15 protein-coding genes and 1 tRNA gene are annotated in these 16,975 nt (G+C 62.8%); 12 read left to right on the top strand and 4 right to left on the bottom strand.

Translation table 11 applies throughout. The features are described 5' to 3' along the window. Positions 1–85: 85 nt before the first annotated feature. Together AC56LH_RS15840 and AC56LH_RS15835 are read left to right on the top strand one after the other, a co-directional pair. Positions 86–307, top strand: coding sequence for a hypothetical protein (locus AC56LH_RS15840; protein WP_499647575.1), 222 nt, complete (start codon positions 86–88; stop codon positions 305–307). A gap of 206 nt (positions 308–513) precedes the next feature. After that, positions 514–2,676: a putative bifunctional diguanylate cyclase/phosphodiesterase gene (locus AC56LH_RS15835; protein WP_499647572.1), complete on the top strand. Its 2,163-nt coding sequence runs from the start codon at positions 514–516 to the stop codon at positions 2,674–2,676. Positions 2,677–2,684: 8 nt separating this feature from the next. Here AC56LH_RS15835 and AC56LH_RS15830 read toward each other — a convergent pair whose 3' ends face one another. Continuing rightward, entirely contained in the window at positions 2,685–3,641 is a 957-nt protein-coding gene (locus AC56LH_RS15830) for an endonuclease/exonuclease/phosphatase family protein (protein ID WP_499647570.1), read from the bottom strand. Between the two features lie 38 nt (positions 3,642–3,679). Here AC56LH_RS15830 and ybaK point away from each other — a divergent pair, with 38 nt between their 5' ends. The 3 genes from ybaK (at position 3,680) to AC56LH_RS15815 (ending at position 5,641) form a co-directional block, all read left to right on the top strand. Further along, on the top strand, positions 3,680–4,171 hold the full coding sequence (gene ybaK / locus AC56LH_RS15825) for a Cys-tRNA(Pro) deacylase (RefSeq protein WP_499647568.1): 492 nt from the start codon (positions 3,680–3,682) through the stop codon (positions 4,169–4,171). An 89-nt stretch (positions 4,172–4,260) separates the two neighbouring features. Then, positions 4,261–4,884 carry a glycerol-3-phosphate 1-O-acyltransferase PlsY gene (gene plsY / locus AC56LH_RS15820; RefSeq protein WP_499647567.1) on the top strand — a complete coding sequence of 208 codons (624 nt, stop codon included), beginning with the start codon at positions 4,261–4,263 and terminating at the stop codon, positions 4,882–4,884. An 88-nt stretch (positions 4,885–4,972) separates the two neighbouring features. After that, positions 4,973–5,641, top strand: coding sequence for a DsbA family oxidoreductase (locus AC56LH_RS15815; protein ID WP_499647565.1), 669 nt, complete (start codon positions 4,973–4,975; stop codon positions 5,639–5,641). On the opposite strand, the gene AC56LH_RS15810 is transcribed toward AC56LH_RS15815, so the two are convergent. The 3 genes from AC56LH_RS15810 to AC56LH_RS15800 form a co-directional block, all read right to left on the bottom strand. Continuing rightward, positions 5,638–6,483 carry an endonuclease/exonuclease/phosphatase family protein gene (locus AC56LH_RS15810; protein ID WP_499647564.1) on the bottom strand — a complete coding sequence of 282 codons (846 nt, stop codon included), beginning with the start codon at positions 6,481–6,483 and terminating at the stop codon, positions 5,638–5,640. The two genes, AC56LH_RS15815 and AC56LH_RS15810, sit on opposite strands and share 4 nt — an antisense overlap. Before the next feature lie 134 nt (positions 6,484–6,617). Further along, positions 6,618–7,658, bottom strand: coding sequence for a tRNA (adenosine(37)-N6)-threonylcarbamoyltransferase complex transferase subunit TsaD (gene tsaD, locus AC56LH_RS15805; protein WP_499455522.1), 1,041 nt, complete (start codon positions 7,656–7,658; stop codon positions 6,618–6,620). Positions 7,659–7,747: 89 nt separating this feature from the next. Beyond that, a complete protein-coding gene (locus AC56LH_RS15800) occupies positions 7,748–8,809 on the bottom strand; it encodes a 3-deoxy-7-phosphoheptulonate synthase (protein ID WP_499647562.1) in 1,062 nt (353 codons plus the stop codon). Positions 8,810–8,956: 147 nt separating this feature from the next. On the opposite strand from AC56LH_RS15800, the gene ybiB reads away from it, so the two are divergent. The 7 genes from ybiB to AC56LH_RS15765 all read left to right on the top strand — a co-directional run bounded on the left by ybiB (position 8,957) and on the right by AC56LH_RS15765 (position 16,699). Next, positions 8,957–9,937, top strand: a complete 981-nt coding sequence (gene ybiB, locus AC56LH_RS15795; RefSeq protein ID WP_499648489.1) for a DNA-binding protein YbiB — start codon at positions 8,957–8,959, stop codon at positions 9,935–9,937. 58 nt (positions 9,938–9,995) lie between these two features. Further along, a complete protein-coding gene (locus AC56LH_RS15790; RefSeq protein ID WP_499647560.1) occupies positions 9,996–11,213 on the top strand; it encodes a BaiN/RdsA family NAD(P)/FAD-dependent oxidoreductase in 1,218 nt (405 codons plus the stop codon). 95 nt (positions 11,214–11,308) lie between these two features. After that, a complete protein-coding gene (gene rpsU, locus AC56LH_RS15785; protein WP_005665410.1) occupies positions 11,309–11,521 on the top strand; it encodes a 30S ribosomal protein S21 in 213 nt (70 codons plus the stop codon). 127 nt (positions 11,522–11,648) lie between these two features. Next, positions 11,649–12,098 carry a GatB/YqeY domain-containing protein gene (locus tag AC56LH_RS15780; protein WP_183556374.1) on the top strand — a complete coding sequence of 150 codons (450 nt, stop codon included), beginning with the start codon at positions 11,649–11,651 and terminating at the stop codon, positions 12,096–12,098. Positions 12,099–12,228: 130 nt separating this feature from the next. Next, positions 12,229–14,025: a DNA primase gene (dnaG, locus tag AC56LH_RS15775; RefSeq protein ID WP_499647558.1), complete on the top strand. Its 1,797-nt coding sequence runs from the start codon at positions 12,229–12,231 to the stop codon at positions 14,023–14,025. A 226-nt stretch (positions 14,026–14,251) separates the two neighbouring features. After that, entirely contained in the window at positions 14,252–16,507 is a 2,256-nt protein-coding gene (gene rpoD / locus AC56LH_RS15770) for an RNA polymerase sigma factor RpoD (RefSeq protein ID WP_499647556.1), read from the top strand. A gap of 113 nt (positions 16,508–16,620) precedes the next feature. Continuing rightward, positions 16,621–16,699, top strand: a tRNA-Ile gene (locus tag AC56LH_RS15765). Positions 16,700–16,975: the final 276 nt, after the last annotated feature.

Raw genomic sequence — 16,975 nt, 5'->3', positions numbered from 1 at the left:
CGTTAAGGCAAGCCGGGATCGGCGCGGTAGTCCATAATGGCCGGTCAGGACGGTAGCCCCTACCGCCCATCATATCGAGGTGACTATGGCACGGAATAATTTTCAATACGAAAAACGGCAACGGGAACTCGACAAGAAGCGCAAGGCCGACGACAAGGCCAAGCGCAAGCTCGAACCAAAGAATGAACTCGATGCTGACGGCAATGTCATCGTGCAAGACGGCGACAACGACAGCGACAGCAGCAACGACAGCACCAGCGACAGCGAAGCCGTGGCCCCGGCAGCCCTGCCTGCCAGCCCCGCTTGATCTCATCATTGAACTAACCGCAGTAATTGCAGTCTGAGCCATCTGAATGCGACAAGCGGTCAGCTGGCTGCCCGACCTGATGGCAGGGTGCAATTGCCTCGCTGCCAGCGCGCAGCGCCGCCTCGCAAACGGAGCGTGTCTCGCAGCATGCCAATGACAGGCTTGTCTTCCTGATTGCTGTCACTGCCCAAGCGAAAGGCGCTGCCATGAGCAAGCTATTGCCAGACCCCCCGGATCGTGCGGCAGCCAGGCAGGCCGGGTTCGATGAGGCGCTGCCTGCTCAGACCGGCCCGACCGCCCTCAACCCGTTGTACGACGGGGCCGGGGGCAACCCGCATGCTTTTGGCTGGCTCTACCATTTCGTCACGGCCCTCGAACTGGCGCCGGTGGTGGCCGTGCACTCGATGGACCGCGCCGGCATCATCCGCTTCTGGAACCACGCCAGCGAAGAACTCTACGGCATCCGCGCCGCCGATGCCATCGGCCGGGCGTTTCGCGACGTGGTGTTCCACCCCGGCCGCCAGACCGAATTCGAAGACGTCATCGCCACCATCTGGCGTACCGGCCAGGCGCCGCAGGCAAGCGACTGGCTGGTGCAGTCCACCGTCGGCCGGCGCCACTGGGTGTATTCGTGCTACTACCCCGTCAAACACGACCACGTAATGGAAGAGATCTTCTGCATGGAGGTCGACATCACGGCGCGCAAAGAAGCCGAGACCAGTCTCGCGCAGGCTGCGCAGGTGTTCCAGAATGCGCGCGACGCCATCATCATGATGGATGCCCAGTACCGCGTACGCGCCGTCAATGGGGCGTTTACCAGTATCACCGGCCATGCGCCCGAGCAGATCATCGGCCATACACTGGCCAGCCTCGGCTGGGGCGTCGACGATGGCTTCTACGAGCGCATCTGGGCCGAGCTCGAAGGCACCGACCACTGGGAAGGCGAACTGGCCAGCGCGCGCAGCAACGGTCAGCGCTACCCGGTACGCGTCACGCTCACAGCGATTCGCGATGCGCATGGCGACGTCTCGAGCTATATGGCGATGCTCTCCGATATCAGCGAGCGCAAGCGCATCGAGGAACAGGTGCGCCACCAGGCCGAGCACGACGCCCTCACGGGCCTGCCCAACCGGATCCTGTTCCTCGACCGGCTGCACCAGGCGCTGGCTACCTGGCGGCGCCAGGGCAGCTGCTCCGCCGTCATGTTCCTCGACCTCGACAAGTTCAAGGCGATCAACGACACCCACGGCCACCAGGCCGGCGACGTCGTCCTGCGCGAAGTGGCCGCACGGGTATGTGCGTGCGTGCGCCAGGTCGACACCATCAGCCGCCTGGGAGGCGACGAGTTCGTCGTGCTGCTGTCGGACATCAAGGGCGCCGACCAGGCGGCGCACGTGGCCGTCGCCATCACCCAGGCCGTGGCGCTGCCCATCGACATTGGCGCGCAAGAAGTGACGCTGTCGGCGTCGGTCGGCATCGCGCTGTGTCCCGACGATGGTGCCGACGTCGAAACCCTGCTGCACCATGCCGATGTGGCGATGTACCACGCCAAGCAGAACGGCCGCGGCACCTTCCGTTTCTTCAGCCCCGCCATGAACGCCCACATGATCGAGCGCGTCGAGCTTGAAAACCGCCTGCGCCAGGCGCTCGACGGCAAGGAATTCATGCTGCAATACCAGCCCGAAATCGAAGTGGCGACGGGACGTGTGACGTCGGTCGAAGCGTTGCTGCGCTGGCGCCATCCGCAGCGGGGGCTGTTGTTGCCGCACGAATTCCTGCCGGTGGCCGAAGATTCCGGGCTGATCGTCCCGATCGGCGAATGGGTGCTGCGCGCGGCATGCCGGCGCGCACGCGCATGGCGCCATGCCGGGTCCGCCGTCACGGTGGCGGTCAACCTGTCCGACGTCCAGCTGGCGCATGACGGCCTGCTGCCGGCAATCGACGCCGCACTCGAGAGCGCCGGGTTGCCACCGGACGCGCTCGAACTCGAGATCGCCGAAGACGCGCTGATCCGGGGCGAGCCGGCGTTTCGCGCCACGGCGCTGGCGCTGCGCGCGCGCGGTGTACGGCTGAATGTCGACCGTTTCGGTACCGGCCTGTCGAGCCTGGAAGCATTGCGGCGCTTTCCACTGACCAAGCTGAAGATCGACCGCAGCTACGTGGGCGACGTGGCGCACGATCCGGTGCATGCCGCCATGGTGCCGGCCATCATTGCGGTAGCGCGCAGCCTGCAGCTACGGGTGGTGGGGGAGGGCGTGGAGACTGCCGCGCAGCTCGACTTTCTGCGCCAGCATGGGTGCGACAATTACCAGGGGTTTTATGCCAGCGCGGCCAGTTCCCGGCCAAACCTGGCGCCGCACCGGCTGTGAGCAGAAGCCTAGTCAAACAACCGGATCCTGGCCAGCACCTGCCCGTGGTCCGACGCTTCCGGCAACCCCAGGTTCAGGTGATCGTTCAGATACACGACATCGACCACTTCCCCGATCGCATCGGGCAACGCCGGATTGAATTCGGGCGACACCAGGATATGGTCGATCGTCGAATGGCGCGTGTCGTGCAGAATCGAATACCCCACATGGCGCTGGTGATCGAGCCGGCGCTGCACCTGGCTTGCGTCGTACAGGCGTTCGTCCAGCGGCGTGCCCGCGCCCAATACGATCTCGGTCGTCACCGAATCGGCCACGTCATTGAAGTCCCCCAGCACGATGCGCGGGCGACGGTGGGTGTGCGCCATATCCGTCAGCAGCACGCGCAGCGCGGTGGCTTCGGTGCCGCGCCGGATCAGCGAGCGCAGGCACGCCAGCGCATACAGGTGCGGGTCGGCCCCGCTGTCGCTCGAGCGGTAATCGGGGCGGCGTGACTTGAGGTGCACGACGACGACATCAATCACCACACCCGACGGCGCGATCACGCCCGCATGCAGCGGCGCACGCGTGAAGCGGTCCGGGTCGCGGCTGCCGGCGGGCATCGTGACATTGGCCGGGAACTTGCCCAGCTCGGTGCCCGGCTCGGTGCCCGGCTCGGCCAGCGGCAGGCGCGAGACCAGGGCCACGCTGGGCGTCAGGCGCGCCGCGCCCGGGTCGGGATCGAAGCCGATATGGTGCGCGTCATGGTAGCGCCGCGTGCGCCGCAGGACTTCCGCCAGCACGCTCTGCGAGAAAATTTCCTGGAAGCCGATCACGTCGGCGTTGATCAGGTCGAGCTGGTGCGCCGTCCAGTCCAGCTTGGCTTCGTATTCGGCGGCCGTGGTGGGCGCGAGATTGTCGTACAAGCGTGCGCCAGGCGGTGCCAGATTGAAAGTGTTGAAGGTGGCAAACCGAAGTTCTTCCTGCATAATAGAAACCCCTATTGTTCGTCTTTAGCGTAACACGCATGGCCAAGAAAGAGCACGTCTCCGAGACCCCCGCGACCCAATTCCTGCGCAAGCACGGCGTCGTGTTTTCCGAACATCCTTATGCGTATCAGGAGCATGGCGGTACATCGGTCTCCTCCAGCGCGCTGGGCGTGCCGGAACATGACGTGATCAAGACCCTGGTCATGCAGGATGAAGCAGCCAGGCCATTGATCGTGCTGATGCATGGCGACTGCAAGGTGTCGACCAAGAATCTGGCCCGCGCCATCCCCTGCAAGTCAGTCGAACCATGCAAGCCGGATGTGGCCCAGCGCCATTCAGGGTATCTGGTTGGTGGAACTTCGCCGTTCGGCATCCGCAAGGCGCTGCCGGTGTATGTCGAAGAGAGCGTGCTGCAACTCGAAAAAATCTACATCAACGGCGGGCGCCGTGGCTATCTGATCGGCATCGATCCGCGCGTGCTGGTCGATGTGCTGCAGGCGCGCCCGGTGGCGTGCGCCATCGCCGAGTAGCTTCGCGGCATGCAGTCGATGGTGTATATTCACGCACCAATTTCCGGTAGAAAAATGAGCCCGACACTGGCGCCCACGAAAGAGACACGATGAACACCCTGATTGCCACCATTGCCGCCTACCTGCTCGGTTCGATTTCCTTTGCCGTCGTGATGAGCCGCGCGTTCGGCCTGTCCGACCCGCGCACGTATGGCTCGAAAAACCCCGGCGCCACCAATGTGCTGCGCAGCGGCAGCAAGAAGGCAGCGATTGCCACGCTGATTGGCGACGCGGCCAAGGGCTGGCTGGCCGTCTGGCTCGCGGTGCGCTATGGCTACGACTATGGGCTGGACGATACCGGCATCGCGCTGGTGGCCATTGCGGTGTTCATCGGTCACCTGTGGCCCGTGTTTTTCCGCTTTGTCGGCGGCAAGGGCGTGGCCACCGCACTCGGTGTGCTGCTCGGCATCAATCCATGGCTGGGCCTGGCAACGCTGGCCACCTGGCTGATCATCGCCTACGCATTTCGCTACTCGTCGCTGGCCGCGCTGGTGGCGGCCGTATTCGCGCCGTTGTACTACGGCATGCTGTTCGGCGCCGATGCCATTCTGCTGGCCGTGATCGTCATGAGCGCGCTGCTGGTATGGCGTCACAGTGGCAATATCGGCAACCTGATCGCGGGCAAGGAATCCAAGCTCGGCAGCAAGTCGGGCGGGGCCGGGAAGGCAAAATAAGGCAGCGTGCGCGGGGTTTTTACGGAGGCGTTACCATGGCTGGCAATAGCGGCATATTCGTGCTGCGCCGGACAGAAAGGTAATACCCGTGACCAAGCAACTCAGGATTGATTTCGTGTCGGACGTCTCGTGCCCATGGTGCGCGGTCGGTCTCAAATCCCTCGAACAGGCACTGCTGAAAGTGGGCGACGACGTGCGCATCGACCTGCATTTTCAGCCGTTCGAGCTGAACCCGAACATGCCGCCGGAAGGCCAGGACATCGTCGAGCACGTCACCGAAAAATATGGCGCCAGCCTCGAGCAGCAGGCAGCCAGCCGCGAGATGATCCGCGAGCGCGGCGCCGCTGTGGGCTTCACGTTCGACATGGAGCGGCGCGGCCGCATCTACAACACCTTCGACGCGCACCGCCTGCTGTCGTGGGCCGAAGAAGAAGGCAAGCAACGCCAGCTCAAGGTGGCGCTGCTCGAAGCCTATTTCACCCGCTGCGAAGACCCGAGCAACCACGCGGTGCTGCTGCGCGCGGTCGAGAGCGTGGGCCTGGAGCGCGAGACGGCGGCGCGCATCCTGGCGTCGGACGAGTACAAGGACGAAGTGCGCGAGCGCGAGCAGTTCTTCCTGAACGCCGGCATCAAGTCGGTGCCAGCCGTGATCATCAACCAGAAACACCTGATCTCCGGTGGCCAGCTGCCTGAGGTATTCGAGCGCGCGCTGCGCGAGATTCCAGGCCTGGAAGCGCCGGCCGACGCCGCCGTTTAAGTCAGATCGAGGACCACCGGCTGGTGGTCCGACGCCGCCGTTTCGGACTGCACGTCCAGGGCGGTCAGGCGTGGCGCCAGATCGTCGGTCACGAAGAAATAATCGTAGCACTCAGGCCGCTCGGGCCACGGATAGCCGTGCAGCCCGGTGGTCGGCGCGCGCGCCATGTCGCCGTGCACCACGCGCCAGGCATCGACCAGCGCCAGCGCGCTGCCGTCCGGCGGGGCAAGCAGCGCCGCGTAATCCGGCGCATCGGGCGCGAAATTGAAATCACCACACAGGATTGCCGAGCCGGGCCGAAAGCCCAGCTGGAATGGCGCGTCCAGGTTCGGATCGGGCTGGAACAGCAGGGCGCGAGCACTGGCCTCGGCATGCAGTTCGCGGATGCGGTTGACCTGCGCCATGCGCTGGACGGGCGAATAATATTCGAGATGCGTCGTGAGCAGGCGCAGCTTGCCGCCAGGCGCTTCAACGACGGTTTCCAGCAGGCCGCGCGGCATGCCGGCCGCATGGTCCGGGTCGGCTGGCCACGGCAGCAGATGGCGGTGCACTTGCGAGATGCGGTATTTGGACAGGATCAGGTTGCCGAACAGGCGCGGGACATTGTTCTGGTAAATCTCGCTCGGCGCATGCTCCATCGCGTGGTAGCCGCCGAAGGCGCCGGCGAGTTGCTTGAACTGGTTGGCGCTGGCACTGCCTTCGAGCTCGGGGTGATTGGCAGCCACCTCTTGCAGGCAAATCACATCGGGATTCAGGCGGCGCAGCACGTCGATCATCGCGTGAATGCGGATCCGGCCGTCCTTGCCACAACCCCAATGTATATTCCAGCTGACTACGCGCATTGTTCACCTCCGTAAAACTTGATCGACGGATATTGCCACCGTTTTAATGGCAACGGTCACACCGTAGGATCAGTGTCAGAGAGGCAAGTTCACTGCTGCCGGCAGTCTTTTTGGAGGGTGGCGCCGCTGTGTTTTCAGGCCGCTTCGAGTTCATCCAGCGGCCAGCGCGGACGCACATTGAATGCGTAATCGCGCTGCGCCAGTGCAGGGTTGCGCTCAAGACGCATCGCGCCGGCAAACGCGATCATCGCGCCATTGTCGGTGCAAAATTCCAGCTCCGGATAATAAACCTTGAACTTGCGTTTGGCCGCAGCCGCATTGAGCGACGCGCGCAGTTGCTTGTTGGCGCCAACGCCGCCGGCGATCACCAGCCGGTTCAAACCCGTGTGCTTCATGGCGCTTACGCACTTGGCGGTGAGCACGTCGACAATCGCGTCGACAAAGCCGCGTGCGATATTCGCCTTGTCCTGTTCGGGAATATCCGCAATCACCTTGACGTCGTGGTTCTTGACGACGGTAAGCACCGCCGTTTTCAGGCCCGAAAAGCTGAAATTGAAATCCTTGCTGTGCAACATCGGCCGCGGCAGTTTGTAGGCTGCCGGATCGCCGCGCTCGGCCAGTTGCGAGATCGCCGGACCGCCCGGATAGCCCAGGCCCAGCAGCTTGGCCGACTTGTCGAAGGCTTCGCCGGCAGCATCGTCCAGCGTTTCGCCCAGCAGCGTGTAGCTGCCCACGCCATCGACGCGCATCAGCTGCGTGTGACCGCCCGAGACGAGCAGGGCGATGAACGGGAAGTCCGGGCGTTCCGATGCAAGCAGCGGCGAGAGCAGGTGGCCTTCGAGGTGATGCACGCCCAGCACGGGTTTGTCGAGCGCGAGCGCCAGGCTGCATGCCACCGACGAGCCGACCAGCAGCGCACCGGCCAGGCCGGGGCCCTGCGTATAGGCGATGGCGTCGATGTTCGAGGCCGGCAGATTGGCGCGCTTGAGCACCTCGTCCAGCAGCGGAATGGCGCGCCGGATATGGTCGCGCGACGCCAGTTCGGGTACCACGCCACCATATTCTTCATGCATCGCGACCTGCGAATGCAGGGCGTGGGACAGCAGGCCGCGCTCGGTGTCATACAGAGCAAAGCCGGTTTCATCGCAGGAGGATTCGACGCCGAGAACGATCATGTAAAAAGCCAGGTGGATTGAGCGGAACCGGGCATTCTACCGCAGGGTGGAAGGCGCTGCCGCCCACCCTGCGGATGTTGTGCTGTTTGTTACGGACGCTGCAGCAATTCCTTGTGCGCTTCGCGCAGCATGGTTTCGGTTTCTTCCCAGCCGATGCAGCCGTCGGTGACCGAGCAGCCATAGACCAGCTGCGACAGGTCGCTCGGAATCGACTGGCTGCCGCTGACGATGTTCGACTCGATCATCACGCCCACCAGCGACTGGTTGCCATGACGGATTTGCTGGATGACGTCGGACATGACGAGCGGTTGCAGTTCCGGCTTCTTGTAGCTGTTCGCGTGCGAGCAGTCGACGACCAGGTTGGCCGGCAGCTTGGCCTTGGTCAGCGCCTGTTCGGCAATCGCCACCGAGACCGAATCATAGTTCGGCCGGCCACCGCCGCCGCGCAGCACGACGTGGCCGTAGGCATTGCCGCTGGTGCGCACGATGGACACCGAACCCTGGCCATTGATGCCCAGGAATGCGTGCGGGTTCGACGACGACAGCACGGCATTGATCGCAATGCTCACGTCGCCATCGGTGCCGTTCTTGAAGCCCACGGGCGTCGACAGGCCGGACGACATTTCGCGGTGCGTCTGCGATTCGGTCGTGCGCGCGCCGATGGCGGTCCAGGCGATCAGGTCGCCCAGGTATTGCGGCGAGATCGGATCCAGCGCTTCGGTCGCGGTCGGCAAGCCGATTTCGCAGACGTCCAGCAGGAACTGGCGCGCACGCTCCATGCCGACCTCGACACGGAACGAATCGTCCATGAACGGGTCATTGATATAGCCCTTCCAGCCGGTGGTCGTGCGTGGCTTTTCAAAGTACACGCGCATCACCAGCACCATCGTCTCGCTTACCTCGTCCTGCAGCGCCTTGAGGCGGCGCGCATAGTCGAGGCCGGCTTCGGGATCATGGATCGAGCACGGGCCCACGACGACGAACAGGCGCTTGTCCTTGCGGTCCAGGATATTGCGCAGCGTTTCGCGGCCCTGCATCACGGTGGCATAGGCGCGTTCGTTCAGCGGCAGGGTGGTATGCAGCTCGACCGGCGTTGGCATGCGGGCGAACGAGCTGACGTTGGTATTTTCGATTTGTGGCGTACTGGTCATGATGCAATCTATAATCTTCTGGGGGATGGATCAGTGTAAGCGGAAATTGCTGTATGTGCACATGCGGAGCCCCAAATGGGGACCTCAAGCCGCGCCCTGCATCCGTGCGTGCTGCCGGAGTGCCACGTTCCCGTGTATCCTTTTGTCATGACTACCGATATCGAACGCTTTGTCGCTGCCCCCTTCATCAAGGAAATCGGCCGCGGCGTGAAAGGGGCGCGCAGCATGACGCGCGACGACGCGCACCGGCTGTACGCGGCCATCCTCGAAGGCCGCGTGTCCGACCTCGAACTGGGCGCCATTCTGCTTGCGATGCGCATCAAGGGCGAGTCGGTGGATGAACTCGCCGGCTTCATGGATGCAGCGAGCGCCGCGTTCACGCCGCTGCCGGCGCCGCGCGGCGAATTCGCCCCGGTATCGATTCCCACTTACAACGGTTCGCGCAAGCTGGCCAATCTGACGCCACTGCTGGCGCTGCTGCTGGCGCGCGAAGGCGTGCCGGTGCTGGTGCATGGCGTGAGCAATGATCCGGGCCGCGTCACCACCGCAGAAATCCTGCACGAGCTGGGCGTGACCGACGCGACCACCGGCGCCGAAGTCCACAACGAATTCGTCCATGGCCGCGTGGCCTTCATGCCGATCGAGCACCTGGCCCCTGAACTCGCGCGCATGCTCGAATTGCGCCGCGTGCTGGGCGTGCGTAATTCGACCCACACCATCGTCAAGATCCTGCAGCCATTCGATGGTCCGGCGCTGCGCCTGGTCTCGTACACGCACCCTGAATACCTGGTAACGCTGGGCGAGTACTTCGAAGGCGTCGACAGCGAAACCCGGGGCGATGCGTTCCTGATGCGCGGCACCGAGGGCGAAACCGTGGCCCACCCGCACCGCGCCCAGCGCATCGATTGGTTCCACGCCGGCCAGCGCGCCCTGCTGGTGGAGCGCGACGCGCCCACCGACGACCTGGCGATCGTGCCGGACGGCCGTGACGCGGCCACCACCGCCGCCTGGATCGGCGCCGCGCTGCGTGGCGAGGTGCCGGTACCGCCATCGATTGCCACGCAGGTGGCGTACTGCGTCGAAGTCTCGCGCAAGATCCGCGCGCGCAGCCTGCCAGCGGCCGACTAGCTGTTCGCCAGTGCGCCACTCGCATACAATGGCGGGTTGAGCAAAGGTGGTGGCAGGCATGGCAAATCAATTCGATGTGGCGGTAATCGGCGCGGGCGCGGCCGGGATGATGTGCGCGGCCGTCGCGGCGCAGGGCGGCAAGCGCGTGGTGCTGGTCGACCACGCGGCCAAGCTGGCCGAAAAGATCCGCATCTCGGGCGGCGGGCGTTGCAACTTCACCAACGTCAACGCCGGACCGCAGCATTATCTGTCGAACAATCCCCATTTCTGCCGCAGCGCGCTGTCACGCTACACAGCGCAGGACTTCCTGGCGCTCGTCAAGAAGTACCGGATCGCCTACCACGAAAAGCACCGCGGCCAATTGTTCTGCAACGATTCGGCCGAGCAGATCATCGCGATGCTGCGCGCCGAATGCGACCTGGGCGGCGTCGAGTGGCGCATGCCGTGCAAGGTGGCCGGTATGCGCAAGACCGATGATGGCTTTGCCATCGAGACCGACGCCGGCGAGTTATTAGTAGGTAATGTCGTCGTTGCCACAGGTGGCCTGTCGATCCCGAAGATCGGCGCGACCGATCTCGGCTATCGCATCGCCACGCAATTCGACCTGCCACTGATCGAGACCCGCCCGGGTCTGGTGCCGCTGACCTTCGACGGCCCCAGCTGGGAGCCGTTTGTGCCGCTGGCGGGCATCGCGCTCGAGGTCGATGTCAGCACCGGCAGCGGCAAAGGCAAGGGCGCACGGGGTGGCCACTTCCGCGAAGACTTGCTGTTCACGCACCGCGGCCTGTCCGGCCCGGCGATCCTGCAGATTTCCAGCTACTGGCAGCCGGGCACGCCGATCGTGCTGAACCTGTTGCCCGACATGGACGTGGCCGACACGCTGATCGGCCTGAAGAAAACCGAGAAAAAGCAGCTGGGCAATGTGCTGACGCAGTGGCTGCCTGCGCGCCTGGCCGAAGGCTTGCTCGCGGCCAATGGCTTTGATGCGACTGCGCGCCTGGCCGACATGGCCGATGCGAAATTGCGCGCGCTGGGCGACGCGATCAACCGCTGGGCTATCGTCCCGACCGGCTCGGAAGGCTATCGCAAGGCCGAGGTCACGCTGGGCGGCGTCGATACCAAGGGCCTGTCGCAGCAGACAATGATGGCCAACAAGGTGCCCGGTTTGTACTTCATCGGCGAGACGGTCGACGTGACCGGTTGGCTGGGCGGTTACAACTTCCAGTGGGCCTGGGCATCGGGCGTGGCGGCCGGTCTGGCGCTGGCAAATAGTTGACGCTTGAAAACACCACTTCGTGATTAAAGCTTCCACTCGACTGCAAACGATGCTAGAATTTCGTTCTTCCCTAAATCCAACGGTTTGATTTTTACATGACCACTATCCGCCTTAAAGAAAACGAGCCGTTCGAAGTCGCCATGCGTCGCTTCAAACGCACCATCGAAAAGACCGGTCTGTTGACGGAACTGCGCGCACGCGAGTTCTACGAAAAACCGACCGCAGAACGCAAGCGCAAGCTGGCAGCAGCAGTGAAGCGTCACTACAAGCGCATCCGCAGCCAGCAACTGCCGAAGAAACTGTACTAAGACAGTTCAGACGGCCAAGACCCGGTGACGGCATTGCCAGTCCCGGCGAGTCGCTGAAGTCCGCAAACCCGCTTCGGTTTCGCCGCAGCGGGTTTTGTCGTTTCACCCTTTTGAATACGGAGATCCCATGAGCTTAAAAGAACAACTGACCGAAGACATGAAAAGCGCCATGCGCGCCAAGGAAACCGGCCGCCTGGCAGCGGTGCGCCTGATCATTTCCGAAGTCAAGCGCAAGGAACTCGACGAGCAGACCCAGCTGGACGATACCCAGGTGCTGGCCGTGATCGAAAAAATGATCAAGCAGCGCAAGGATTCGATCAGCCAGTTTGAAGCCGGCAACCGTCCCGACCTGGCCGACATCGAGAAGGCCGAGATGGTCATCCTGTCGGCGTACATGCCCGCTGGCCTGTCGGACGAAGAAATCGCCGCCGAAGTCGCGGCTGCAGTTGCCGAAACCGGCGCGACCGGCCCGCAAGACATGGGCAAGCTGATGGGCGTGCTCAAGCCAAAGCTGGCTGGCCGCGCCGACATGACCGTGGTCTCCGGCCTGGTCAAGAAAGCCCTGGCTGGCGCATAAACGCCATCAGCGTCACCTGCAACGCGTCGTCCCTGCCCACCCTTGGGCAGGGACGACAACTTGTTGCATATCAATTTGCAGCAGGCGCTGCGGTATAGTCTGGCCCTAGACAAACACTGTGTAAGCTCAAGTGATTCCGCAAACTTTCATCACCGATTTGCTCAACCGGGTCGACATTGTCGATATCGTGGGCCGCTACGTCCAGCTCAAGAAGGGCGGGGCGAACTTCATGGGCCTGTGCCCATTTCACAACGAAAAGTCTCCCAGCTTCACGGTCAGCCCGACCAAGCAGTTCTATCACTGCTTCGGCTGTGGCGCGCACGGTACTTCGATCGGCTTCCTGATCGAATACTCGGGCATGGGCTTTGTCGATGCGGTGAAAGACCTGGCCCAGAACGTCGGCATGATCGTGCCCGACGTCGACGACAAGATCCCGCCTGCCCAGCGCGCCGCCCAGCAGGCGCAATCCCTGGCGCTGACCGATGCGCTGACGCAAGCCTGCGCGTTTTACCGCGCCCAGCTGCGCGAAGCACCGGACGCCATTGCTTACCTCAAGAACCGCGGCCTGACGGGCGAAGTAGCGGCCCGCTTCGGCATGGGCTACGCCCCGGCCGGCTGGGACAGCCTGCGCGCCGTCTTCCCCGAGTACGAGGCGCACGTACTGGTCGAGTCGGGCCTGGTGATCGACAAGGTCGATGAAGAGGGCAACCGCCACAAACGTTACGACCGCTTCCGTGAACGGGTGATGTTCCCGATCCGCAACACCAAAGGCCAGGTCATCGGCTTTGGCGGCCGCGTGCTCGACAGCGGCGAACCGAAGTACCTGAACTCGCCTGAAACGCCGCTGTTCCAGAAAGGCCTGGAGCTGTACGGCCTGTTCGAGGCGCGCCAGGCGATCCGCGACGCCGGCTATGTGCTGGTGACGGAAGGCTATATGGACGTCGTCGCGCTGGCACAATTGGGCTTTCCGCAAGCGGTGGCCACGCTTGGTACCGCCTGCACCAGTACCCACGTGCAAAAGCTGCTGCGCCAGACCGATGACGTGATCTTCAGTTTCGACGGTGACAAGGCCGGCCGCAAGGCCGCGCGCCGCGCACTAGAAGCGTGCCTGCCGCAAGTGAGCGACAACAAGACCATCAAGTTCCTGTTCCTGCCGCAAGAGCACGACCCGGACAGCTTCGTGCGTGAGCGCGGCGCCGAAGCCTTCGAGCAAGAAATTGCCGATGCGATGCCGCTGTCGCAATTCCTGCTGCGCGAAGTCACGCAAGAGCATGATCTCGATACGCCCGAAGGCCGCGCCAAGTCGCAGTTCGACGCCAAGCCGCTGCTGCAATCGATGACACCGTCGAGCCTGCGCCTGCAGATCGTGCGCGGCCTGGCCAGCATGACGCAATCGACGCCGGCGGAGATCGAAAGCCTGTTCGAGTTGTCCAAGCCAGTGGCCACTGCGCGCCGCGCGCCACCGCGTCAGGGCCGGCCTGAGCCGGTAGGGCTGGAGCGCAAGATGCTGCGCATCCTGGTCGCGCACCCGCATTTGGCACTGGAACTCGACGAGGTCGCGCTAAGCGCATTCGACTATTTTGGTGAGGAGGGCGCCGATCGCCTGCGGCATCTGATCGACACCGCACAGGCCCTGGGCCAGCACGGCACGTTTGCCGCACTGTCACAACAGTTGCATGAAGTCACTAACGAGTATGATGGCATGATTGCCGAAATCGCCGCCGAACCCGAAAACGAGGTCGATGGCGATCGCATTGTCCTGCTCAGTTCAGTACGCCAAATCAAGATGGATTCGTTACGAGAAGAATTGAACCAGTTGTTTTCTGCCGGCTTGACCCCAGATCAGGTCAGTACTCGCTATCGCGAGATTACTGCCCAGCTGGACGTTCTGGAACGCGAAGCCACCGCGGCGATGGCACCCCGATGAACACGGGCTTTCTCCCTGTGGGCCAAGGCGCTCACGACTGGAAAAAGAAAGGGTGCGTGCTATAATAAAACGCTAACTATTGCAACTGTTGAAACACTTCTTGGTTCAATTGCGTGCGTGGAGTATTAGTTAGCGGGGCATGGATTTGTGCCTGCAGGATGATGAAGGTAACAAAACTTTATTCTTAACCACCGTAAAGTTAGTCGTTGTGACATCGAAAGCGCCTGTGCCAACCAAGAAACCCGAAACCAACGTGGCTGCCACGACCACGAGAACGTCCGCCGCCAAGGCCGACAACGCGCAAGACAAGGCGGAGGTGCGTACGGCGACCTCGGCGCCTGTCAACCAGACGACCGATGCGGCCACGCTTGCCGCCATCGATACGTCGGGCTACGTCTTGCCGTCTGTCAAAGTGCCGGGCCGGCGCGGTCGCAAACCAAAAGAATTCACCCCTGAAAACGACGAGATCGCCGCGCTGAACGCGGTCGAGCGCGCCGAACTCAAGGCTGCGGACAAGGCCAAGGCCAAGGACCGCAAGGCCAAAGAGAAGGCGCTGCTCAAGGATGCGTTCTCGTCCGATACCGAGGCCAGCGAAGAAGAACTCGAGCTGCGCCGCAGCAAGCTCAAGGCCCTGATCAAGTCGGGCAAGGAGCGCGGCTTTCTCACGTACGCCGAGATCAACGACCACCTGCCCGAAAACATCGTCGATCCGGAAGCGATCGAAGGCATCATCGGCACGTTCAACGACATGGGCATTGCGGTCTACGAGCACGCGCCCGATGCCGAGACGCTGCTGCTGTCCGACAATGTCCCCAACGCCACCAGCGACGATGAAGCCGAAGCGGCTGCCGAAGCTGCGCTGTCGACGGTCGACTCCGATTTTGGCCGCACCACCGATCCGGTTCGCATGTACATGCGCGAAATGGGCTCGGTCGAGCTGCTCACGCGCGAAGGCGAAATCGAGATCGCCAAGCGCATCGAAGATGGCCTGAAGGACATGATCCAGGCCATCTCGGCCTGCCCGGTGACGATCGCCGAGATCATCGGCACCGCCGCCAAGATCGACAGCGACGAAATCAAGATCGACGAAATCGTCGACGGCCTGGTCGACCAGGAAGGCGAAGACAACACGCCGCAGGTTGCCGCGCCCGTCGCCAGCGAGTCCGATGAGGACGAAGAAGACGAAGAAGACGCCGAAGGCGAAGAGGAAGAAGAAGAGGCGCCAAGCAATTCGGGCGCCGCCGGTTACTCGGCCGAGCAGCTCGAAGTGCTGAAAGTCACGGCCTTGGCCAAGTTCGCCGAGATCGCCCAGCAATTCGACAAGATGCGCAAGGCGTTCGAAAAGGACGGCTACAACTCGAAAGCCTACGTCAAGGCGCAGGACGCGATCTCCAACGAGCTGCTGGGCATCCGCTTCACGGCCAAGGTCGTGGAAAAGCTGTGCGACACGCTGCGCGGCCAGGTCGACGAAGTGCGCCACATCGAAAAGCAGATCCTCGACGTGGCCGTGAACCGCTGCGGCATGCCGCGCGCCCACTTCATCAAGGTCTTCCCGGGCAACGAAACCAATCTGGAATGGGTAGATGGCGAAGTTAACGCCGGCCATGCCTACAGCGCGATCCTGGGCCGCAACATCCCGACGATCAAGGAACTGCAGCAACGCCTGATCGATTTGCAAGCGCGCGTCGTGCTGCCGCTGCCGGACCTGCGCAACATCAACCGCCAGATGGCGGCCGGTGAAATGAAGGCGCGCAAGGCCAAGCGCGAAATGACCGAGGCCAACCTGCGCCTGGTGATTTCGATCGCCAAGAAGTACACGAACCGCGGCCTGCAATTCCTCGACCTGATCCAGGAAGGCAATATCGGCCTGATGAAGGCGGTGGACAAGTTCGAGTACCGCCGCGGCTACAAGTTCTCGACGTACGCAACGTGGTGGATTCGCCAGGCAATCACCCGTTCGATCGCAGACCAGGCGCGCACGATCCGTATCCCGGTGCACATGATCGAGACGATCAACAAGATGAACCGGATCTCGCGCCAGATCCTGCAAGAGACCGGCGCCGAGCCCGACCCGGCCACGCTCGCGATCAAGATGGAAATGCCGGAAGATAAAATCCGCAAGATCATGAAAATCGCGAAAGAGCCGATTTCCATGGAAACGCCGATCGGTGACGACGACGATTCGCATCTGGGCGATTTTATCGAAGACAACAACACGCTGGCACCATCGGACGCCGCGCTGCATGCGTCGATGCGCGGCGTGGTCAAGGATGTGCTCGACTCGCTGACGCCACGCGAAGCCAAGGTGCTGCGCATGCGTTTCGGCATCGAGATGTCGACCGACCACACGCTGGAAGAGGTCGGCAAGCAGTTCGACGTCACCCGCGAGCGGATTCGGCAGATTGAGGCAAAGGCGCTGCGCAAACTGCGTCACCCGTCGCGCTCGGACAAGCTCAAGAGCTTCCTCGAGAACAACAGCTGATTGCTGATACGGGCTTGACGCGCCTGTACTAAAGGCAATATGCTCTCGCCACTTCGCTCATCACGTTCGTGTTGATGCGCAGGTGGCGTTTGCTTGCCACCATCCCAGTTTCTGGGCCTCTAGCTCATGCTTGGTTAGAGCAGCGGACTCATAATCCGTTGGTGCCGTGTTCGACTCACGGGAGGCCTACCAGCCAAATTGAAGGGTTACAGCGCATTGTCTGTAACCCTTTTGCTTTTGTGGGCCGGATGCCATTGACTACCAATGGCATCAATGCAACTGCAATTCATCGAAGCATTCCGCACTGCCGATGACGATGCCGATCCGCCCTGCATGCTCATCAATCCGGCCACAATGCGCCAGCCCGGCAATGGTGCTCAAGCGGATGCCGGCAGGCGAATGCCGCGCCCGACGCAGACGCATGATGACGGTTGTACCTGTTTCTGCGAACAGGTGTCATCGGATGCA

The sequence above is a fragment of the Telluria sp. LT1R51-2 genome (assembly GCF_059685775.1).
The sequence above is the reverse complement of the archived record's forward strand: the minus strand, read 5'-3'. Positions and strand labels throughout refer to the sequence as shown.